At 57.3% G+C, this 21,110-nt stretch carries 15 protein-coding genes, 2 tRNA genes, 2 rRNA genes and 1 pseudogene; 11 read left to right on the forward strand and 9 right to left on the reverse strand.

Annotation, left to right across the window (positions count from 1 at the left end):
* Positions 1 to 17: 17 nt before the first annotated feature.
* The 6 genes from ACEN8Q_RS22600 to ACEN8Q_RS22625 form a co-directional block, all read right to left on the reverse strand.
* Positions 18 to 2,909 (reverse strand): 23S ribosomal RNA (locus ACEN8Q_RS22600).
* A 244-nt stretch (positions 2,910 to 3,153) separates the two neighbouring features.
* Positions 3,154 to 3,229 (reverse strand) — tRNA-Ala (locus tag ACEN8Q_RS22605).
* A gap of 30 nt (positions 3,230 to 3,259) precedes the next feature.
* Positions 3,260 to 3,336 (reverse strand) — tRNA-Ile (locus tag ACEN8Q_RS22610).
* Positions 3,337 to 3,417: 81 nt separating this feature from the next.
* Positions 3,418 to 4,954 (reverse strand): 16S ribosomal RNA (locus ACEN8Q_RS22615).
* The 16S and 23S rRNA genes sit together here with 2 tRNA genes alongside, the layout of an rRNA operon.
* Positions 4,955 to 5,536: 582 nt before the next feature.
* Positions 5,537 to 6,757, reverse strand: coding sequence for a CaiB/BaiF CoA transferase family protein (locus ACEN8Q_RS22620; protein ID WP_413428868.1), 1,221 nt, complete (start codon positions 6,755 to 6,757; stop codon positions 5,537 to 5,539).
* A gap of 13 nt (positions 6,758 to 6,770) precedes the next feature.
* Positions 6,771 to 7,952: an acyl-CoA dehydrogenase gene (locus ACEN8Q_RS22625; protein ID WP_008018499.1), complete on the reverse strand. Its 1,182-nt coding sequence runs from the start codon at positions 7,950 to 7,952 to the stop codon at positions 6,771 to 6,773.
* A 157-nt stretch (positions 7,953 to 8,109) separates the two neighbouring features.
* On the opposite strand from ACEN8Q_RS22625, the gene ACEN8Q_RS22630 reads away from it, so the two are divergent.
* The 11 genes and pseudogenes from ACEN8Q_RS22630 (at position 8,110) to ACEN8Q_RS22680 (ending at position 18,269) form a co-directional block, all read left to right on the forward strand.
* Positions 8,110 to 9,009 carry a LysR family transcriptional regulator gene (locus ACEN8Q_RS22630; RefSeq protein WP_413428867.1) on the forward strand — a complete coding sequence of 300 codons (900 nt, stop codon included), beginning with the start codon at positions 8,110 to 8,112 and terminating at the stop codon, positions 9,007 to 9,009.
* Positions 9,010 to 9,444: 435 nt separating this feature from the next.
* A complete protein-coding gene (locus tag ACEN8Q_RS22635; protein WP_413428893.1) occupies positions 9,445 to 10,566 on the forward strand; it encodes a Re/Si-specific NAD(P)(+) transhydrogenase subunit alpha in 1,122 nt (373 codons plus the stop codon).
* Positions 10,567 to 10,577: 11 nt separating this feature from the next.
* Positions 10,578 to 10,934, forward strand: coding sequence for an NAD(P) transhydrogenase subunit alpha (locus ACEN8Q_RS22640; protein WP_008064823.1), 357 nt, complete (start codon positions 10,578 to 10,580; stop codon positions 10,932 to 10,934).
* Entirely contained in the window at positions 10,931 to 12,364 is a 1,434-nt protein-coding gene (locus tag ACEN8Q_RS22645; RefSeq protein WP_413428892.1) for an NAD(P)(+) transhydrogenase (Re/Si-specific) subunit beta, read from the forward strand. Before ACEN8Q_RS22640 ends, ACEN8Q_RS22645 begins: the two co-directional genes overlap by 4 nt.
* Before the next feature lie 213 nt (positions 12,365 to 12,577).
* Positions 12,578 to 14,071, forward strand: coding sequence for an acetyl-CoA hydrolase/transferase family protein (locus ACEN8Q_RS22650; protein WP_413703775.1), 1,494 nt, complete (start codon positions 12,578 to 12,580; stop codon positions 14,069 to 14,071).
* A 320-nt stretch (positions 14,072 to 14,391) separates the two neighbouring features.
* Positions 14,392 to 14,607: a DUF1127 domain-containing protein gene (locus ACEN8Q_RS22655; protein ID WP_007969750.1), complete on the forward strand. Its 216-nt coding sequence runs from the start codon at positions 14,392 to 14,394 to the stop codon at positions 14,605 to 14,607.
* A gap of 257 nt (positions 14,608 to 14,864) precedes the next feature.
* Positions 14,865 to 15,074, forward strand: a pseudogene (locus tag ACEN8Q_RS22660) (DUF1127 domain-containing protein).
* A gap of 143 nt (positions 15,075 to 15,217) precedes the next feature.
* The gene (locus ACEN8Q_RS22665) at positions 15,218 to 15,538 is read left to right on the forward strand and encodes a DUF2388 domain-containing protein (protein ID WP_413426205.1); all 321 of its coding nucleotides are present in this window, start codon (positions 15,218 to 15,220) and stop codon (positions 15,536 to 15,538) included.
* A 107-nt stretch (positions 15,539 to 15,645) separates the two neighbouring features.
* Positions 15,646 to 15,963: a DUF2388 domain-containing protein gene (locus ACEN8Q_RS22670; RefSeq protein WP_413426203.1), complete on the forward strand. Its 318-nt coding sequence runs from the start codon at positions 15,646 to 15,648 to the stop codon at positions 15,961 to 15,963.
* A 27-nt stretch (positions 15,964 to 15,990) separates the two neighbouring features.
* The gene (locus ACEN8Q_RS22675; protein WP_413703776.1) at positions 15,991 to 16,311 is read left to right on the forward strand and encodes a DUF2388 domain-containing protein; all 321 of its coding nucleotides are present in this window, start codon (positions 15,991 to 15,993) and stop codon (positions 16,309 to 16,311) included.
* Entirely contained in the window at positions 16,308 to 18,269 is a 1,962-nt protein-coding gene (locus ACEN8Q_RS22680; RefSeq protein WP_413426199.1) for a DUF4105 domain-containing protein, read from the forward strand. Before ACEN8Q_RS22675 ends, ACEN8Q_RS22680 begins: the two co-directional genes overlap by 4 nt.
* A gap of 133 nt (positions 18,270 to 18,402) precedes the next feature.
* Here the strand turns inward: ACEN8Q_RS22680 and ACEN8Q_RS22685 are convergent, their stop codons facing one another.
* From ACEN8Q_RS22685 to trpB, 3 genes are all read right to left on the reverse strand, one after another.
* Positions 18,403 to 18,834 (reverse strand): anti-virulence regulator CigR family protein, encoded by a 432-nt coding sequence (locus ACEN8Q_RS22685; RefSeq protein ID WP_413703777.1) that lies wholly within the window; start codon positions 18,832 to 18,834, stop codon positions 18,403 to 18,405.
* A gap of 121 nt (positions 18,835 to 18,955) precedes the next feature.
* The gene (trpA, locus tag ACEN8Q_RS22690) at positions 18,956 to 19,768 is read right to left on the reverse strand and encodes a tryptophan synthase subunit alpha (protein WP_413426195.1); all 813 of its coding nucleotides are present in this window, start codon (positions 19,766 to 19,768) and stop codon (positions 18,956 to 18,958) included.
* Positions 19,768 to 21,003: a tryptophan synthase subunit beta gene (gene trpB / locus ACEN8Q_RS22695; RefSeq protein WP_008018483.1), complete on the reverse strand. Its 1,236-nt coding sequence runs from the start codon at positions 21,001 to 21,003 to the stop codon at positions 19,768 to 19,770. The genes trpA and trpB overlap by 1 nt, the downstream gene beginning before the upstream one ends.
* Positions 21,004 to 21,110 lie beyond the last annotated feature (107 nt).

The following is a 21,110-nucleotide window of genomic DNA, read 5'->3' on the forward strand; positions in this document are numbered from 1 at the left end:
AATTGCTTGGGTGTTATATGGTCAAGCCTCACGGGCAATTAGTATTGGTTAGCTCAACGCCTCACAGCGCTTACACACCCAACCTATCAACGTCGTAGTCTTCGACGGCCCTTCAGGGAGCTCAAGGCTCCAGTGAGATCTCATCTTGAGGCAAGTTTCCCGCTTAGATGCTTTCAGCGGTTATCTTTTCCGAACATAGCTACCCGGCAATGCCACTGGCGTGACAACCGGAACACCAGAGGTTCGTCCACTCCGGTCCTCTCGTACTAGGAGCAGCCCCTCTCAAATCTCAAACGTCCACGGCAGATAGGGACCGAACTGTCTCACGACGTTCTAAACCCAGCTCGCGTACCACTTTAAATGGCGAACAGCCATACCCTTGGGACCGGCTTCAGCCCCAGGATGTGATGAGCCGACATCGAGGTGCCAAACACCGCCGTCGATATGAACTCTTGGGCGGTATCAGCCTGTTATCCCCGGAGTACCTTTTATCCGTTGAGCGATGGCCCTTCCATACAGAACCACCGGATCACTAAGACCTACTTTCGTACCTGCTCGACGTGTCTGTCTCGCAGTCAAGCGCGCTTTTGCCTTTATACTCTACGACCGATTTCCGACCGGTCTGAGCGCACCTTCGTACTCCTCCGTTACTCTTTAGGAGGAGACCGCCCCAGTCAAACTACCCACCATACACTGTCCTCGATCCGGATAACGGACCTGAGTTAGAACCTCAAAGTTGCCAGGGTGGTATTTCAAGGATGGCTCCACGCGAACTGGCGTCCACGCTTCAAAGCCTCCCACCTATCCTACACAAGCAAATTCAAAGTCCAGTGCAAAGCTATAGTAAAGGTTCACGGGGTCTTTCCGTCTAGCCGCGGATACACTGCATCTTCACAGCGATTTCAATTTCACTGAGTCTCGGGTGGAGACAGCGCCGCCATCGTTACGCCATTCGTGCAGGTCGGAACTTACCCGACAAGGAATTTCGCTACCTTAGGACCGTTATAGTTACGGCCGCCGTTTACCGGGGCTTCGATCAAGAGCTTCGCGTTAGCTAACCCCATCAATTAACCTTCCGGCACCGGGCAGGCGTCACACCCTATACGTCCACTTTCGTGTTTGCAGAGTGCTGTGTTTTTAATAAACAGTCGCAGCGGCCTGGTATCTTCGACCGGCGTGGGCTTACGCAGTAAATACTTCACCCTCACCGGCGCACCTTCTCCCGAAGTTACGGTGCCATTTTGCCTAGTTCCTTCACCCGAGTTCTCTCAAGCGCCTTGGTATTCTCTACCCAACCACCTGTGTCGGTTTGGGGTACGGTTCCTGGTTACCTGAAGCTTAGAAGCTTTTCTTGGAAGCATGGCATCAACCACTTCGTCACCCAAAGGGTAACTCGTCATCAGCTCTCGGCCTTAAGATCCCGGATTTACCTAAGATCTCAGCCTACCACCTTAAACTTGGACAACCAACGCCAAGCTGGCCTAGCCTTCTCCGTCCCTCCATCGCAATAACCAGAAGTACAGGAATATTAACCTGTTTTCCATCGACTACGCTTTTCAGCCTCGCCTTAGGGACCGACTAACCCTGCGTCGATTAACGTTGCGCAGGAAACCTTGGTCTTTCGGCGTGGGTGTTTTTCACACCCATTGTCGTTACTCATGTCAGCATTCGCACTTCTGATACCTCCAGCAAGCTTCTCAACTCACCTTCACAGGCTTACAGAACGCTCCTCTACCGCATCACTTACGTGATACCCGTAGCTTCGGTGTATGGTTTGAGCCCCGTTACATCTTCCGCGCAGGCCGACTCGACTAGTGAGCTATTACGCTTTCTTTAAAGGGTGGCTGCTTCTAAGCCAACCTCCTAGCTGTCTAAGCCTTCCCACATCGTTTCCCACTTAACCATAACTTTGGGACCTTAGCTGACGGTCTGGGTTGTTTCCCTTTTCACGACGGACGTTAGCACCCGCCGTGTGTCTCCCATGCTCGGCACTTGTAGGTATTCGGAGTTTGCATCGGTTTGGTAAGTCGGGATGACCCCCTAGCCGAAACAGTGCTCTACCCCCTACAGTGATACATGAGGCGCTACCTAAATAGCTTTCGAGGAGAACCAGCTATCTCCGAGCTTGATTAGCCTTTCACTCCGATCCACAGGTCATCCGCTAACTTTTCAACGGTAGTCGGTTCGGTCCTCCAGTCAGTGTTACCTAACCTTCAACCTGCCCATGGATAGATCGCCCGGTTTCGGGTCTATTCCCAGCGACTAGACGCCCTATTAAGACTCGCTTTCGCTACGCCTCCCCTATTCGGTTAAGCTCGCCACTGAAAATAAGTCGCTGACCCATTATACAAAAGGTACGCAGTCACCCAACAAAGTGGGCTCCCACTGCTTGTACGCATACGGTTTCAGGATCTATTTCACTCCCCTCTCCGGGGTTCTTTTCGCCTTTCCCTCACGGTACTAGTTCACTATCGGTCAGTCAGTAGTATTTAGCCTTGGAGGATGGTCCCCCCATATTCAGACAAAGTTTCTCGTGCTCCGTCCTACTCGATTTCATGACCAAGAGATTTTCGCGTACAGGGCTATCACCCACTATGGCCGCACTTTCCAGAGCGTTCCGCTAATCTCAAAGCCACTTAAGGGCTAGTCCCCGTTCGCTCGCCACTACTAAGGGAATCTCGGTTGATTTCTTTTCCTCAGGGTACTTAGATGTTTCAGTTCCCCTGGTTCGCCTCTTGCACCTATGTATTCAGTACAAGATAACCATCTTATGATGGCTGGGTTCCCCCATTCAGACATCTCCGGATCAAAGTCTGTTTGCCGACTCCCCGAAGCTTTTCGCAGGCTACCACGTCTTTCATCGCCTCTGACTGCCAAGGCATCCACCGTATGCGCTTCTTCACTTGACCATATAACCCCAAGCAATCTGGTTATACTATGAAGACGACATTCGCCGAAAATTCGCACTTGCTCTAAGAGCAACTCACAAATTTTACCTTAGCCTGATCCGTTACCAGTGAAAGTAACGTTCAGTCTATCTTTCTATCACATACCCAAATTTTTAAAGAACGAACTAGTCAAAGACTAGAAATCAACATTCACCATCATCGATGGAATGCTCATTTCTAAGCTTTACACAATCAGAAGCAGTAGTGGTGGAGCCAAACGGGATCGAACCGTTGACCTCCTGCGTGCAAGGCAGGCGCTCTCCCAGCTGAGCTATGGCCCCGTATTTCTACAGGCGTTTCCCACACAAAATTGGTGGGTCTGGGCAGATTCGAACTGCCGACCTCACCCTTATCAGGGGTGCGCTCTAACCAACTGAGCTACAGACCCAATTTCGGGCTGCTTCTTATCGTCTTCTTCAATGAATCAAGCAATTCGTGTGGGAACTTATGGAGCAGCTGAGTCGTCGATTAAGGAGGTGATCCAGCCGCAGGTTCCCCTACGGCTACCTTGTTACGACTTCACCCCAGTCATGAATCACACCGTGGTAACCGTCCCCCCGAAGGTTAGACTAGCTACTTCTGGTGCAACCCACTCCCATGGTGTGACGGGCGGTGTGTACAAGGCCCGGGAACGTATTCACCGCGACATTCTGATTCGCGATTACTAGCGATTCCGACTTCACGCAGTCGAGTTGCAGACTGCGATCCGGACTACGATCGGTTTTGTGGGATTAGCTCCACCTCGCGGCTTGGCAACCCTCTGTACCGACCATTGTAGCACGTGTGTAGCCCAGGCCGTAAGGGCCATGATGACTTGACGTCATCCCCACCTTCCTCCGGTTTGTCACCGGCAGTCTCCTTAGAGTGCCCACCATGACGTGCTGGTAACTAAGGACAAGGGTTGCGCTCGTTACGGGACTTAACCCAACATCTCACGACACGAGCTGACGACAGCCATGCAGCACCTGTCTCAATGTTCCCGAAGGCACCAATCCATCTCTGGAAAGTTCATTGGATGTCAAGGCCTGGTAAGGTTCTTCGCGTTGCTTCGAATTAAACCACATGCTCCACCGCTTGTGCGGGCCCCCGTCAATTCATTTGAGTTTTAACCTTGCGGCCGTACTCCCCAGGCGGTCAACTTAATGCGTTAGCTGCGCCACTAAGAGCTCAAGGCTCCCAACGGCTAGTTGACATCGTTTACGGCGTGGACTACCAGGGTATCTAATCCTGTTTGCTCCCCACGCTTTCGCACCTCAGTGTCAGTATCAGTCCAGGTGGTCGCCTTCGCCACTGGTGTTCCTTCCTATATCTACGCATTTCACCGCTACACAGGAAATTCCACCACCCTCTACCATACTCTAGCTTGTCAGTTTTGAATGCAGTTCCCAGGTTGAGCCCGGGGCTTTCACATCCAACTTAACAAACCACCTACGCGCGCTTTACGCCCAGTAATTCCGATTAACGCTTGCACCCTCTGTATTACCGCGGCTGCTGGCACAGAGTTAGCCGGTGCTTATTCTGTCGGTAACGTCAAAACACTAACGTATTAGGTTAATGCCCTTCCTCCCAACTTAAAGTGCTTTACAATCCGAAGACCTTCTTCACACACGCGGCATGGCTGGATCAGGCTTTCGCCCATTGTCCAATATTCCCCACTGCTGCCTCCCGTAGGAGTCTGGACCGTGTCTCAGTTCCAGTGTGACTGATCATCCTCTCAGACCAGTTACGGATCGTCGCCTTGGTGAGCCATTACCTCACCAACTAGCTAATCCGACCTAGGCTCATCTGATAGCGCAAGGCCCGAAGGTCCCCTGCTTTCTCCCGTAGGACGTATGCGGTATTAGCGTCCCTTTCGAGACGTTGTCCCCCACTACCAGGCAGATTCCTAGGCATTACTCACCCGTCCGCCGCTGAATTCGGGAGCAAGCTCCCGTCATCCGCTCGACTTGCATGTGTTAGGCCTGCCGCCAGCGTTCAATCTGAGCCATGATCAAACTCTTCAGTTCAAACATCTTTGGGTTTTGAGAAAACCCTAAACTTGGCTCAGCAATCGTTGGTTACATCTTTGATTTCTCGCGGAGTAACTTGTGATGCTGATAATCTGTTGACTAGCAGTCTGACTCCACAAGCACCCACACGAATTGCTTGATTCAGTTGTTAAAGAGCGGTTGGTTAAGATCTTTCGTCTCAACCGAGGCGCGCATTCTACAGCAGCCTCATTTGCTGTCAAGTGATTTTTTTCAGAAGTTTTCAAGGAATCCTTAACAACTTCAACCACTTGCGCTTCAGATCTCTCGTCAGCGGGAGGCGAATTCTACAGCGTTACACGCTGCTGTCAACACCTCTTTTTCAACTTCCTTTCGGCTTCGATGACCTGAAGCAACCTGCTGCCGAAACCTACATAACTCTTTGTTTTACAAGGAGTTTTCCGTTTCGACTGCGCCGGAAGTGGGGCGAATTATAGAGATCTGAAATCTGCCGTCAAGCACTGATTCCGCTTTTCTATCAATAACTTGCAGAAAGGCGCAAAACGCCCCGATGGAGTCCTATATAGAGGAGCGAAAGCGCCCCTCTATATAGAAGAGAGGTCAAAGCACACCAGACGCCTTGAACGCTGACACCGTCCCCGCATCCAGACCCAGCACCCGCTGGAGAACCTCCAGCGTATGCTCACCCAGCAAAGGAGGCGCATACCGATACTCCACCGGAGTCTCGGACAACCGAATAGGACTGGCCACTTGCGGCACCATGCCAGCCAGCGCATGCGGCAACTCGATGGCCAACCCGCGCGCCTTGACCTGAGGATCGGCAAACATCTGCGCCAGGTCATTGATAGGCCCGCATGGCACGCCAGCCTGTTCCAGCTGCACCACCCATTCAGCGGTAGTCTTGAACACCGTTGCCTGGCGGATCAGCGGAATCAGTACAGCCCTGTTCGCTACCCGCAGCTTGTTGGTCGCAAAACGCGGATCGTCCGCCCACTGTGGTTGCCCGGCCACTTCCGCGAACTTGCGGAACTGTCCATCGTTACCAACGGTAAGAATGAAGTCACCATCCGCCGTAGGAAAATCCTGATAGGGCACGATGTTCGGATGAGCATTACCCAAGCGTTTAGGCGCATTGCCTGTTGTCAGGTAGTTCATTGCCTGGTTAGCCAGACAAGCCACCTGCACGTCCAGCAGTGCCATATCGATATGCTGACCACCGCCGTCGTGATCCCGATGCGCAAGCGCAGCCAGGATCGCGACAGTCGAATACAGCCCGGTCAGGATGTCCGTCAGCGCTACGCCGACCTTCACCGGCCCCGCACCTTCTTCGCCTTCAGGTCGACCCGTCAGGCTCATGAGGCCGCCCAGCCCCTGGATCATGAAGTCATAACCCGCACGCTTGGCGTAAGGACCGGTCTGGCCGAACCCAGTGATCGAGCAATAGATCAGATCCGGGTTGATCGCCTTCAACGACTCATAGTCCAAGCCATAAGCCGCCAGGCCGCCGACCTTGAAGTTCTCGATCAGGATGTCCGACTTGGCCGCCAGCTCACGCACCAGCTTCTGCCCTTCAGGGCGTGTGAAGTCGATGGTGACCGATTGCTTGTTGCGATTGGCCGACAGGTAATAGGCGGCCTCGCTGGTGTTCTCGCCATAAGCGTCTTTCAGGAACGGTGGCCCCCAGGCGCGCGTGTCATCGCCGTTACCCGGGCGCTCGACCTTGATCACTTCGGCACCAAGGTCGGCCAGGATCTGCCCGGACCAAGGCCCGGCCAGCACCCGCGATAAATCCAGTACCCGTAGATGCGATAGCGCGCCCATGGACGTCCTCCTGTTAATAGAACGCCTGGATGCCGGTTTGCGCACGACCAAGGATCAGTGCATGGACGTCGTGCGTACCTTCATAGGTGTTCACAACTTCCAGGTTGACCAAGTGACGCGCTACACCGAACTCATCGGAGATGCCGTTGCCGCCCAACATGTCGCGAGCCATGCGCGCGATGTCCAGGGACTTGCCGCAAGAGTTGCGCTTCATCATCGAAGTGATTTCGACCGCAGCAGTGCCTTCATCCTTCATACGACCCAGACGCAGACAGCCTTGCAGCGCCATGGTGATTTCAGTCTGCATGTCGGCCAGTTTCTTCTGGATCAACTGAGTGGCGGCCAATGGACGACCGAACTGTTGACGATCCAGGGTGTACTGGCGAGCGGTGTGCCAACAGAACTCGGCCGCACCCAGCGCACCCCAGGAGATGCCGTAACGCGCCGAGTTGAGGCAGGTGAAAGGACCTTTCAGGCCACGGACATCCGGGAAGATGTTCTCTTCCGGAACGAATACGTTGTCCATGACGATTTCACCTGTGATCGATGCCCGCAGGCCAACCTTGCCGTGAATCGCCGGAGCGCTCAGGCCTTTCCAGCCTTTCTCGAGAACGAAGCCGCGGATATCGCCGGCATCGTCCTTGGCCCAGACCACGAACACATCGGCAATCGGGCTGTTGGTGATCCACATCTTGCTGCCAGTGAGGCTGTAGCCACCTTCCACTTTGCGCGCACGACTGATCATCGCGCCCGGGTCGGAACCGTGGTTAGGCTCGGTCAGACCGAAGCAGCCGATCCACTCGCCGGAGGCCAGTTTTGGCAGGTACTTCTGCTTCTGGGCTTCGGTACCGAACTCATTGATTGGCACCATCACCAGCGAGGACTGCACGCTCATCATCGAGCGATAGCCGGAGTCGATACGCTCGACTTCACGGGCAATCAGCCCGTAGCTGACGTAGTTCAGGCCACTGCCGCCGTACTGCTCGGGGATGGTTGCGCCCAACAGACCAACCTCGCCCATTTCGCGGAAGATCGCCGGATCGGTCTTCTCATGGCGGAAAGCTTCAAGAATGCGCGGCGCAAGGCTCTGCTGAGCGAACTGCGCAGCCGTGTCGCGAATCATGCGTTCTTCTTCAGTGAGCTGTTGATCCAGCAGCAGGGGATCGATCCAGTTGAAGCTAGCTTTACCGCCCATGAGTGTGTCCTCTCGAATCGGGTCAAATAACGTGGACTGATCCTAGGCCCGGATCGGCGCTACGGCAAACGAGGATTTCGCATACTGTTGTGCTAATTTCTCACTCCGAAACGTCGCAAAATAGCCTTTATGCGATGTATTAGTGAGGTTGACGTACATGCGCAGGAAGATACCCAGCACCACCGCCCTGATCAGCTTCGAGGCCGCAGCGCGCCACGAGAGCTTCACCAAGGCCGCCCAGGAGCTTTCACTGACCCAAGGAGCGATTTGCCGACAGATCGCCAGCCTTGAAGAGTTCCTCAATGTGGAACTGTTCCGACGCTCGCGGCGCGGGGTCAAGCTGACGGAAGCCGGTCTCTCCTACAGCCGTCGAGTGGCCACTCAACTCGATGCGGTTGAGCGCGACACCTTGTCGGTGATGGGCCAGCAGGGCACCAACGTGATCGAGTTGGCCGTAGTTCCGACCTTCGGCACCCAATGGCTGCTGCCGCGACTCAAGGACTTTCAGCAAAAACACCCGGAAGTGACGGTCAACCTGACCAACCGCACGCGGCCGTTCCTGTTCGCCGATACTGATTTTGATGCCGCAATCTACTTCGGTGATGCGGATTGGTCAGGTACAGAGTCTCACAGGCTGATGGGTGAAAATCCGATGCCCGTTTGCAGCCCCGACCTACTCGGAAGCAAGACCAGTCTGACACCCGGCGAAATCGCCGATTTGCCTCTTCTGCAACAAACCACGCGCCCCTATGCCTGGCGCCAATGGTTCGATTCCCAACACCTGAATGTCCCGCGAGACATGACAGGCCCTCGCTACGAGCTATTCTCCATGCTCGCCCAAGCGGCCATGCACGACATGGGCATTGCCCTGATTCCGCCGTTCCTGATTCAACGGGAGTTGAAAGAAAAACGCCTGGTGATCGCCAACCCGCAAGCACTGTCCAGCATCAAGGCTTATTACCTGATGATTCCCGAGCGAAAGGTCGAATCCGCGTCTTTGAAGGCATTTCGGGACTGGCTGGTAAATCAGGCGCACAGCTACAGCCTAGAGGGATAAAGGCCTTCAATCGATACTTGACCTCGTAGTCAAATAAAAATAAGCCCTACAGATATACGTATTTGTCGCATACCAGCAAACTGTATCGAGAAGTCGTACAAACGTCCCACAAGCGCCTGAGGACGCGGCTTTGCGCCACTATTTCGAAGCGATGCCGCATCATTCATACGGCCGATGTGTAAATTCTTAAATTTCGGCCAGAATCCTTGAAAAGCACGACCTGCAAGGGATTGAGCCAGTTGGTTGCGACATTCGGTCACGGGGTGACTTGTAGTTAATTTTCCGTCACCCGTCATAATCCCTTGAAGGGCACAAAGTTCGCCTGCAAAATGCCGCGCCCCGCCCTGATTTGGCGGGATCGTGCTGATCGGCCGCCCCAGCCGCACCATCCGTAGTGCATGGGTTTACTCAATAAGATCACGCAGGAGATTTGACGTGCACATTGGTGTTCCTCTCGAAACCCAGACCGGTGAAACACGGGTTGCTGCAACCCCGGAAACCATCAAGAAGCTGATCAGCCAGGGTCATAAGGTCACTGTACAAAGCGGCGCCGGCGTAAACGCCAGCGTTGTCGACAGTGCCTATGCAGCGGCAGGCGCAACCATTGGCAGCGCCAATGACGCGTTTGGCGCAGAGCTGATCTTGAAGGTGGTCGCGCCCAGCGACAGCGAGCTGGCGCTGATTAAAAGCGGCACCGTTGTGGTGGGGATGCTCAACCCGTTCAGCAACGAAACCATCGCCAAGCTGGCCGAGTGCGGGATTACCGCCTTTGCCCTGGAGGCGGCGCCTCGCACCTCCCGCGCCCAAAGCCTGGATGTGCTGTCCTCGCAAGCCAACATCGCCGGCTATAAAGCCGTGTTGCTGGCCGCGCACTACTATCCGCGCTTCATGCCCATGCTGATGACCGCTGCGGGCACCGTGAAAGCGGCGCGCGTGCTGATTCTCGGTGCCGGTGTGGCCGGTTTGCAGGCTATCGCTACCGCGAAGCGCCTGGGTGCGGTGATCGAAGCGTCTGACGTGCGTCCGGCGGTAAAAGAGCAGATCGAATCCCTCGGCGCCAAGTTCGTCGACGTGCCTTACGAGACCGACGAAGAGCGTGAATGCGCCGTGGGTGTCGGCGGTTACGCCCGCCCAATGCCGGCCAGCTGGATGCAGCGCCAGGCCGCGGCCGTGCACGAACGCGCCAAGCAGGCTGACATCGTCATCACCACCGCACTGATTCCGGGCCGCAAGGCACCGACGCTACTTAGCGCGGAAACCGTGGCCCAGATGAAACCGGGTTCGGTGGTCATCGACCTCGCGGCAGCCCAGGGCGGTAACTGCCCGCTGACCGTGGCCGATCAGGTGGTCATCGAAAATGGCGTGACCATCGTTGGCCCGACCAACCTGGCTGGCGCCGTGGCGGCCGATGCTTCGGCGCTGTATGCCCGCAACCTGCTGGACTTCATGAAACTGTTGTTCGATAAAGAAGGACAACTGGTGATCAACCTTGAAGACGATATCGTCGCCGCGTGCCTGATGTGCCGCGACGGCCAGATCGTGCGCAAGAACGGCTGAGGATAAAAACAATGGAAGACATGCTGATCTCTCACGGTATCTACAACCTGATCATCTTCGTGCTGGCCATCTACGTCGGCTACCACGTGGTCTGGAACGTTACACCTGCACTGCACACGCCACTGATGGCGGTCACCAACGCCATCTCCGCCATCGTGATCGTCGGCGCGATGCTCGCCGCCGCTCTCACCGTGACGCCGTTGGGCAAGACCATGGGCACCCTGGCTGTGGCCCTGGCCGCGGTCAACGTGTTTGGTGGCTTCCTGGTGACCCGCCGCATGCTGGAAATGTTCAAGAAAAAAGCGGCTCCAGCAAAAGCTCCGGCAGCCAAGGCCGAAGCAATCAAGGCTGAGGTGCAGCAAGCATGAGCATGAACCTGGTAACTTCCCTGTATTTGATCGCCTCGGTCTGCTTCATCCAGGCGCTCAAGGGCCTGTCGCACCCGACCACGTCGCGGCGCGGCAACCTGTTCGGCATGCTCGGCATGGGCCTGGCGATCCTCACCACGGTCGGCCTGATCTATAAATTAGGTGCCGAACTGGCTCACGACGGCATCGTCTACGTGATCGTCGGCCTGCTGATCGGCGGCACTGTCGGCTCGATCATGGCCAAACGCGTCGAAATGACCAAGATGCCCGAGCTGGTCGCCTTCATGCACAGCATGATCGGCCTGGCCGCGGTGTTCATCGCCGTGGCTGCCGTGGTCGAGCCACAGTCGCTGGGCATCGTCCAGCAACTCGGTGACGCGATCCCGGCCGGTAACCGCCTGGAGCTGTTCCTCGGTGCCGCCATCGGTGCAATTACCTTCTCCGGTTCGGTGATCGCGTTCGGAAAGCTTTCCGGCAAGTACAAGTTCCGCCTGTTCCAGGGCGCACCGGTACAGTTCGGCGGACAGCACAAGCTGAACCTGCTGATGGGCCTCGCCACACTGGGCCTGGGCGTGACGTTCATGCTCACCGGCGACCTCACCGCTTTCGGCGTGATGCTGGCGCTGGCCTTCGTGCTCGGCGTGCTGATCATCATCCCGATCGGCGGTGCCGACATGCCGGTGGTGGTGTCGATGCTCAACAGCTACTCCGGCTGGGCAGCGGCGGGCATCGGCTTCTCGCTGAACAACTCGATGCTGATCATCGCCGGCTCGCTGGTCGGTTCGTCCGGTGCGATCCTCTCGTACATCATGTGCAAGGCGATGAACCGCTCCTTCTTTAACGTACTGCTCGGCGGTTTCGGCAATACGGCGGACGCAGGTCCGGCAGGCGCCAAGGAGGCCCGCCCGGTAAAATCCGGTTCGGCCGACGACGCCACCTTCCTGCTGACCAACGCCGATACCGTGATCATCGTTCCAGGCTACGGCCTGGCGGTAGCCCGGGCCCAGCATGCACTGAAGGAACTGACCGAGAAGCTGACCCATCGCGGCGTGACCGTGAAGTATGCGATCCACCCGGTGGCCGGGCGTATGCCAGGGCACATGAACGTGTTGCTGGCCGAGGCGGAAGTGCCTTACGACCAGGTGTTCGAGATGGAAGACATCAACTCCGAGTTCGGTCAGGCCGACGTGGTGCTGGTGTTGGGCGCCAACGACGTGGTCAACCCGGCGGCGAAGAACGATCCGAAATCGCCGATTGCCGGCATGCCGATCCTCGAAGCCTTCAAGGCCAAGACCATCATCGTCAACAAGCGCTCGATGGCCAGCGGCTATGCCGGCCTGGACAACGAACTGTTCTACCTGGACAAAACCATGATGGTGTTCGGCGACGCTAAAAAGGTCATCGAAGACATGGTCAAAGCCGTCGACTAACCCCGCGCGGCACCCGGAACGCCCCGACTTGTCGGGGCGTTTTTGTTTGCGCAAATCGTCGGACAAACTATGCTTTTGTTACCGATCCGGTAACGGTGTTTTGCTTCAAAGGCCCGGAATAGACGCCTCGATTGCGACCTTGGTAGCGGGACAGAAGTCGGCGCAATTCACTAGACTGCACGTCCTGCTACCTGTTGCCCGAGATAACAATCCATGTACCGTGACCGTATTCGCCTGTCTTCGTTGTTGGACAAAGTGATGAGCGCTGCCGACGCTGCCGCTCTGATTGAGGACGGCATGACCGTCGGCATGAGTGGCTTTACTCGCGCCGGCGAAGCCAAGGCCGTCCCCCAGGCGCTGGCCGAGCGCGCCAAGGTCACGCCGCTGAAGATCAGCCTGATGACTGGCGCAAGCCTGGGCAACGACCTCGACAAGCAGTTGACGGAAGCCGGCGTGCTGTCGCGACGCATGCCGTTCCAGGTCGACAGCACGCTGCGCAAGGCGATCAATGCCGGTGAAGTCATGTTCATCGACCAGCACTTGTCGGAAACCGTGGAGCAATTGCGCAACCAGCAATTGAAACTGCCGGACATTGCCGTGATTGAAGCCGTAGCGATCACCGAGCAAGGACATATCGTGCCAACCACCTCGGTGGGCAACTCGGCCAGCTTCGCGATCTTCGCCAAGCATGTGATTGTCGAGATCAACATGGCGCACAACCCGAACCTCGAAGGTCTGCACGACATCTATATTCCAACCTATCGCCCGACCCGCACCCCGATTCCATTGGTCAAAGTCGACGACCGCATCGGCAGCACCGCCATCCCGATCCCGGCAGAAAAAATCGTCGCCATCGTGGTCACCAACCAGGCTGATTCACCCTCCACTGTGCTGGCACCGGACGCCGAGACCCAGGCCATTGCCGACCACCTGATCGACTTCTTCAAACAGGAAGTGGCAGCCGGACGCATGACCAACAAGCTCGGCCCATTGCAAGCCGGCATCGGTACCATCGCCAACTCGGTGATGTGTGGCCTGATCGATTCGCCGTTCGAAGACCTGACGATGTATTCCGAGGTACTGCAGGACTCGACCTTCGACCTGATCGACGCAGGGAAGCTGAGCTTTGCTTCGGGCAGCTCGATCACCCTGTCGAGCCGGCGCAACGCCGACGTGTTCGGCAATCTGGAGCGCTACAAGGACAAACTGGTTCTGCGCCCGCAGGAGATCTCCAATCACCCTGAAGTCGTGCGCCGCCTCGGCATCATCGGCATCAACACGGCACTGGAGTTCGACATCTATGGCAACGTCAACTCCACTCACGTCTGCGGCACCCGGATGATGAACGGTATCGGCGGCTCGGGTGACTTCGCGCGCAACGCGCACCTGTCCGTGTTCGTGACCAAGTCGATCGCCAAGGGCGGTGCGATTTCCAGCGTGGTACCGATGGTCAGCCACGTTGACCACACCGAACATGACGTCGACATCCTCGTGACCGAAGTAGGCCTGGCAGACTTGCGAGGCCTCGCGCCTCGGGAGCGTGCCCGGGTGATCATCGACAAATGCGTGCACCCGGATTACCGCCAGGCGCTGAATGATTACTTTACCGCCGCGTGCGCCATCGGCGGGCACACCCCGCATATCCTGCGTGACGCCCTGAGCTGGCACATAAACCTGGAAGAATCCGGGCAAATGCTGAAGAAGTAATTGGTACAGAAAGCAGCTGACGCAAACACAGTTTCGTCAGCTTGCTCTTGCTCTCCTCGCAACATGAAAAAAACTGTACTGCTGTACTGGTCATTTCCTACAGTAAATCCCCACACCACGAAGCAAAAACTGCAATTTTGCACTTAAACAGTGCAGACAGGTACAGTTGCCTCAATTTCGACCAGTACACCCCCTATAAACAGTTAACTGAGCTCTCACAATACAGATGAACTGTATCTACAGAGACTAGGCAAACAAGAGGATCATGGGCACCAGTTAAACCACTACCTAATCCCGCCACAAGCGGAAGGATGACCACCATGGAACGTACACTCAGTTCCGATCTGTTCTTCGAAGACACCGCTGCAAAAACCCAGGCTTCCCTGCCTCTGCGCGTTATCGCCAACCTGATGTTGTGGCAGCGCCGCATCACCAGCCGCCATCAACTGGCTCGCCTGGATTCGCGTTTGCTGGCTGACGCCGGGATTAGCGAAGCACAACGCTACGAAGAGCTGAGCAAGCCGTTCTGGCGCTAAGTTAGCGTCGCTGGCTCTGACCTTAAGGTCCACCGCCAGCAACCCGAATTGAAAAAACAAAACCCGTCGTGGGAAACCACGACGGGTTTTGTCGTTTTGGCCTGTCAAATCCGGTCTTACAGTAGGGAAACCTGAAAACCAGTACAGTTTGCAAGAACCAACAACTGAATGAGTACAATATCGTCGCTGCGTGTCTGTAGTGGATGTTCGGCCGGTGTCAGCATGGAACCTCTACTGATCAGGACAGGGACCGCATCATGAATTCTTTACAGGATGTTTCCAGCACCTCAGTTCGATCGAGACCTTGCCTGAACCGGGTTAGAGATCTGTTAACAGCACTCTAAGCCAGTCTCGAAAGAGCGAGAACACGACGTTTACTGGCTCAACTCGATGATCGTCAGCTAGCAGATCTTGGCATCAGCCACGCCGAGCGCATCAATGAACTGGATAAACCGTTCTGGCGCTGACTTCCCGCTTGCATGCCGGGCTGTTCGAACCGACACACTCAGGCCTAATATCAGACCAGAACGTGGCGAGCGCCAAGCGCCTGGCGTCTGACTTTGCAGACACTGCGCCACTTTTCAATTGGTTTACCCAAAGGAGTTACCCCATGTCCCGTCTTCGCCTGCTCAGTGCTGCGGCCCTGTTTGCCGTGGCTGCCAACGCCAGCGCAACCAGCTTCATCGTGACCACCGACGCTGTTGTCAACGCACTCAAAGCCACGTCCGATGCGACCACCGACGTCGTCTCGTCGTCGTTCAAGGATGACAAGATCGTGCTCGCGGCCCGTGACGACGCTGCCAGCTTCGTCGCCAGCGAAGGTTCCATCCGCGGCGTGAAACTCGAAAGCGCCCTCGACCACATTCGCCATCAGGCGCCACAGCTGAGCGCAAGCGACGCACAACTGGCGCAAGCGATCCTGACAATCTAAACGACTGCACAGGCATGGGGCACGCCCGGCTTGCCCCAATGTTTCGGCGCTGGCTCCAGAACGGGCCTTGCGCTAGCCTTTGGACTCACTTTCAACTGTCGAGTCTCATGCGTCTTCCTTCGAATTTCTTGATCGTTCCAGTCTTTCTTGCCCTTGGTTACTGTGGATCAGCCCACGCCTATGACGCCTTCAACCTGTCCACCCAAGGCATCGTCGCCAGCGGTTACGCCACAAGTTTGGTGACCAGCGCCCCCTTCGACCATAAACTGCTGCTCGCCGCCCAGGATGACGCTGCGGCATTCATTGCCAGTGACGGCCAACTCAGAGGTGCACGACTGGAGTCGGCCCTGCGGTATCTGCACCGAACCCAGGCAAAACTTCATGCCAGCGACCTTGAACTGGCACAAGCAATTCTCGTCCAATAGTTATCCCTGTTTTTCTGGAGTCGTTCCATGCGTAACCCGCTGATTGCTGCCACCTTAGGCCTGCTGCTGTTGGCCGATGTAACCCAGGCACATACTCTGGTTGCCACCAGTAACATGCTGATCCGCGCTACCCAGCGCACCCTCGATTTCACCTCCGACACCACCACGTCCATTCGCGATTCGAAAATCGTGCGCGACGCCCAGGACGACGCCGCCAGTTTCGTTGCCAGCAATGGCGACATTCGTGGCTCTCACCTGGAATCCGCTTTCGACCTGCTGCGCACCCGCGTGCCGGAAGCCCGTGACGCCAGTGACCGGGATCTCGCCGAAGCCATCCTCGCACTGTGAGACGTCCAGGCACCTGGCTGCTGGCCGGGGTCCTGTTGCTGCTTGGCAACACGGCCCACGCAGGCCTTCAGTTACATCTAAAGACTGAAGGTCTGACTCCCGCGCAACAGCAAGCCAGCCAGGCGTTGCTTGATGAAGCCATGCAGGCACTGCCGCCACGCTTTATCGAGCAACTCGATCGACGCATCGACGTCGATTGGACCGATGACATGCCGCGCAACGCCTACGGTCAGGCATCACTGGTGTCCGAGCTCGATCTGAATCGCAACCTGCTGGCCGGCCTCACCGATGGCAGCGCCGCGACCAGGAAAACCCATCGTCCTCATGGCACCGTGCGCAAGGAACTGCTGGCCACGGTGTTGCACGAACTGACGCACATCTACGATCGCTCGCGTCTGTGGCCGGATACCGAACGCAAACTGATTCAGCGCTGCACCCGGCACAACAACAGCTCAGGGCTGGTTGGCATTCCCGACCAATGTCGAGGCCAGTCCGATCGGCGCTTTACCCTCAGTGACGATCCGCGCCTGCTCGACCTCGCTGGCTGGCAGCAATACGTAGGCCGTCGCGGAGAACGCGAACAGCACAATCGCCAGATTGCCCGCAGTCCGGATATCTACGAGACCAGCAGTCCAAAGGAGTTCGTCGCGGTCAACATGGAGTATTTCCTCCTCGACCCGAGCTACGCCTGCCGCCGCCCGGCGCTGTACCGCTACTACAAGGATCATTTCGGCTGGGCGCCCGCCGCCAAAGACACCTGCAGCAAAACCCTCGCTTTCCTCAATGCCGGCAACGACTTCGCCAAGACACCTTTGGGCCAGGTCGATCCGGAGCGGGTCTATGCCGTTGACTATCTGCTGGCCGAGGCCAACCAGAACCTGTTCAGCCGCTGGGGCCACAGCATGTTGCGCCTGGTGATCTGTGCGCCGGGGCGACCACGCGGACCGGATTGTCGATTGGACCTGGACCAGCATCTGGTGCTGTCGTACCGCGCCTTCGTCGGCGACGTACAGCTGTCGAGCTGGGATGGCCTGGTCGGCAAATACCCGTCACGGCTGTTTATCCTGCCGCTGTCCCAGGTCATCGACGAATACACCAAGACCGAACTGCGCAGCCTGGCCTCCGTGCCCCTGAACCTGTCGCGCAGAGAGATTGAAGACGTGGTGGAACGTGCCGCCGAGATGCACTGGAGCTACGACGGCAACTACTTCTTCCTGTCAAACAACTGCGCGGTGGAGGAACTGAAATTACTGCGCGGCGGTACCAACAACCCGCAACTGGTGGGACTCGACAACATCATGCCCAACGGCTTGCTGGAGGTACTGAAGGGCCGTGGACTGGCGGACACCAGCGTGCTGGACGATCCGCGAGAGGCCTTGCGCCTCGGTTATCGTTTCGACTCCTTCCGCGATCGCTATCAGGCCATGTTCGAGATACTGAAAAAGCAATTGCCGATCAAACAGGAAACCGTCGAAGACTGGCTGGACTTGAAAGCCCAGGAGCGTCGGCAATGGTTCGAGCAAGCCGATTTGCGCACCAGTGCGGCGTTGCTTCTGCTGGAGCAAGCGAGTTTCCGTCGACAGTTGCTATTGGCCCAGGATGAAGTGAAGCAGCGTTATCTCGGTGCCCGAGAGCTGAAGAATGGCGGCATGGACAAGGCCAACGAGACGCTCAAGGACATTCTCGCCAACAGTGGCTTCCTCAGCCGGCCGGCGGAGCTGCTGGGCACCAACGGTTATGGCTTGCCGCAGCAGAGCGAGTGGCAGCATCTGGAAGCGGAAACCAGCCAGCGCCAGAAGCAGCTCCTGGCGCTGTCCGGGGATCTGGACAGGGAAGTGAGAGCGTTGCTTGAACCGAGCCGTGCCGCCGAAATGGCCGCCAACGAGGCCAACGTGAAGCAGATTGGCGAGCACCTGCGCAAACTGCACAAGGCGTCGGGCGGGATAGAGTTGCCCTGACCCCGCAACCTGTTTGTAGGAGCGAGCTTGCTCGCGAAGGTATATCAGTCAACAAGGATGTTGAAACTGATGGTCTTTTCGCGAGCAAGCTCGCTCCTACAGGGGGTCAGGGTTCAGCCCGATGACCGATCCGTCAGTACAGAACCCCCTGCAGAACCTCATAAACAATCCCGGTACCCGCCGCGATCAGTACAACGTCCGCGCCTGCGCGACGCCATTCGTAGCCCGGGTAATACGGCAACCGGCTCAACGCGCGGTTATCCAGGCGTTCGCCGTAATAGCCCCGAGGCAGCGGCCTGCCACGCACCACGATGACACCCGGTGGTGGCGGAGCACCGCGGACGAAATACACATGATTGTCGTGGATCGCCTGGCGAACAGGAGCGAAATCCCGGGGTGGAGGCCCACCGCGATGGTAGTCCTGCGGGACTCGGCGCTCGTCACCATGATAATCACCATGGTTATCGTAACGGCCGTGATCGTCGTGCTGATCAGCGTTGGCATGCAGGGTCGTGCCGAGCAGCAGCACACCGAGGCCGGCCATCAGGCGTTTCGACATTTTCATCAGGTCTTTCCTCACATCACACACAGCAAAAAGGGCTTCAGAACGCAGTCCTGAAGCCCTCGGTCTTGCTGTTTAGTCTGTGTCGCGAGGCTCTAATTCCTCTGTATCAGGAACTTTACCCTCAGTTGACGCGGGCTTTACGCACGCCGTCGGCCAACGCCGAGCACAGGCTCAGCACGCCATCGATCGCCTGATCCGGCGTCGAGGCATTGGCGATGTGATCGATCAGTGCCGAACCCACGACCACACCGTCCGCCAGACGCGCGATAGACGCGGCTTGCTCCGGCGTGCGAATGCCGAAACCGATGCTGATCGGCAGATCGGTATGGCGACGCAAACGAGCGACCGCCTCTTCAACGTGCTCCAGCGTCGCCGCGCCAGCACCGGTCACACCGGCAACGGACACGTAGTAAACAAACCCGGAGCTGCCGTTAAGCACGGTCGGCAGACGCACATCGTCGGTGGTCGGGGTGGTCAGACGGATGAAGTCCAGGCCGGCAGCCTGTGCCGGATCGCACAACTCGCCGTTATGCTCGGGAGGCATGTCGACCACGATCAGACCATCGACACCGGCCTCTTTCGCTTCGGCGATAAAGCGCGGCACGCCATATTTGTGGATCGGGTTGAAGTACCCCATCAGCACCAGTGGCGTTTCATTGTTGTCCTTGCGGAACTCGCGAACCATTTCCAGGGTTTTCGCCAGGTTCTGCTTGGCAGCCAGAGCACGGATGTTGGCGAGCTGGATCGCCGGACCGTCGGCCATCGGATCGGTAAAGGGCATGCCCAGTTCGATCACATCAGCGCCAGCCGCCGGCAAGCCTTTGAGGATCGCCAGGGACGTGTCATAACCCGGGTCGCCAGCGGTCACGAAGGTCACCAGGGCGGCGCGGTTCTGTTCCTTGAGTTCGGCAAAACGCGTTTGCAGGCGGCTCATCAGTGTTTCTCCTGCTTGGATTGCTCTTGTTGAGAGTGTTCCATGTGGTGCATCACGGTCTGCATGTCTTTGTCGCCACGGCCGGACAGGTTGACCACCATCAGGTGATCCTTTGGCAGCTTCGGTGCGCGCTTGAACACTTCAGCCAAGGCATGGGCGCTTTCCAGGGCAGGGATGATCCCTTCCAGGCGGCAGCATTGGTGGAACGCGGCGAGAGCCTCGTCGTCGGTGACCGAGGTGTACTGGACGCGACCGATGTCGTGCAACCAGGCGTGTTCAGGGCCGATGCCTGGATAATCCAGACCCGCGGAGATCGAATGAGCATCAATGATCTGGCCATCGTCATCCTGCAGCAGGAAGGTGCGGTTGCCGTGCAACACACCCGGTACGCCGCCGTTCAGGCTGGCCGCATGCTTGCCGGTCTCGATGCCGTAACCGGCGGCTTCAACGCCGATGATCTCGACGCTCTTGTCGTCGAGGAACGGGTGGAACAGCCCCATGGCGTTGGAGCCGCCACCGATGCACGCCACCAGGCTGTCCGGCAGGCGGCCTTCCTGGGCTTGCAGCTGCTCACGGGTTTCCTTGCCGATCACGGCCTGGAAGTCGCGAACCATTGCCGGGTAAGGGTGCGGACCGGCCACGGTGCCGATCAGGTAGAAGGTGCTGTCGACGTTCGTCACCCAGTCACGCAGGGCTTCGTTCATCGCATCCTTCAGGGTGCCGGTGCCGGCCACCACCGGGATAACCTCGGCGCCCAGCAGTTTCATGCGAAACACGTTGGCCTGCTGACGCTCGATATCAGTGGTGCCCATGTAGATCACGCAATCCAGACCGAAACGCGCAGCGACGGTGGCCGTGGCCACACCGTGCATGCCGGCGCCGGTCTCGGCAATGATGCGCTTCTTGCCCATACGCCGCGCCAGCAGGATCTGGCCGATGCAGTTGTTGATCTTGTGCGCGCCGGTGTGGTTCAGCTCTTCACGCTTGAGGTAGATCTTCGCGCCGCCACAGAACTCGGTCAGACGCTCGGCGAAGTACAGTGGACTCGGACGGCCGACGTAGTCGCGCTGGAAGTAGGCCAGTTCTTCCTTGAATGCAGGATCTTCCTTGGCCAACTCATATTCACGGGCCAGGTCGAGGATCAACGGCATCAGGGTTTCGGCAACGTAGCGGCCACCGAACGCGCCAAACAGGCCGTTGGCATCAGGGCCGTTGCGCAGATTAGTCTGGGTCATTTGGCGCTCCAGTTGAATGCGTGAAGTGATGCATAAAGAGATAGTGGGCTTAACTCTACCCCTGACGCCCCGGACTGAAAACCGATAAGATCGCCACAACCTGTCAG

It is taken from the genome of Pseudomonas sp. Pseusp16 (assembly GCF_047324915.1).
Lineage (GTDB): Bacteria > Pseudomonadota > Gammaproteobacteria > Pseudomonadales > Pseudomonadaceae > Aquipseudomonas > Aquipseudomonas fluorescens_CD.

Excerpts from the sequence above, each read along its gene's own strand:
- ACEN8Q_RS22620 (WP_413428868.1), bottom strand. The coding sequence starts at position 6,757 with ATGGGCGCGCTATCGCATCTACGGGTACTGGATTTATCGCGGGTGCTG.
- ACEN8Q_RS22625 (WP_008018499.1), bottom strand. The coding sequence starts at position 7,952 with ATGGGCGGTAAAGCTAGCTTCAACTGGATCGATCCCCTGCTGCTGGAT.
- ACEN8Q_RS22630 (WP_413428867.1), top strand. The coding sequence starts at position 8,110 with ATGCGCAGGAAGATACCCAGCACCACCGCCCTGATCAGCTTCGAGGCC.
- ACEN8Q_RS22640 (WP_008064823.1), top strand. The coding sequence starts at position 10,578 with ATGGAAGACATGCTGATCTCTCACGGTATCTACAACCTGATCATCTTC.
- ACEN8Q_RS22645 (WP_413428892.1), top strand. The coding sequence starts at position 10,931 with ATGAGCATGAACCTGGTAACTTCCCTGTATTTGATCGCCTCGGTCTGC.
- ACEN8Q_RS22650 (WP_413703775.1), top strand. The coding sequence starts at position 12,578 with ATGTACCGTGACCGTATTCGCCTGTCTTCGTTGTTGGACAAAGTGATG.
- ACEN8Q_RS22655 (WP_007969750.1), top strand. The coding sequence starts at position 14,392 with ATGGAACGTACACTCAGTTCCGATCTGTTCTTCGAAGACACCGCTGCA.
- ACEN8Q_RS22665 (WP_413426205.1), top strand. The coding sequence starts at position 15,218 with ATGTCCCGTCTTCGCCTGCTCAGTGCTGCGGCCCTGTTTGCCGTGGCT.
- ACEN8Q_RS22670 (WP_413426203.1), top strand. The coding sequence starts at position 15,646 with ATGCGTCTTCCTTCGAATTTCTTGATCGTTCCAGTCTTTCTTGCCCTT.
- ACEN8Q_RS22675 (WP_413703776.1), top strand. The coding sequence starts at position 15,991 with ATGCGTAACCCGCTGATTGCTGCCACCTTAGGCCTGCTGCTGTTGGCC.
- ACEN8Q_RS22685 (WP_413703777.1), bottom strand. The coding sequence starts at position 18,834 with ATGAAAATGTCGAAACGCCTGATGGCCGGCCTCGGTGTGCTGCTGCTC.
- trpA (WP_413426195.1), bottom strand. The coding sequence starts at position 19,768 with ATGAGCCGCCTGCAAACGCGTTTTGCCGAACTCAAGGAACAGAACCGC.
- trpB (WP_008018483.1), bottom strand. The coding sequence starts at position 21,003 with ATGACCCAGACTAATCTGCGCAACGGCCCTGATGCCAACGGCCTGTTT.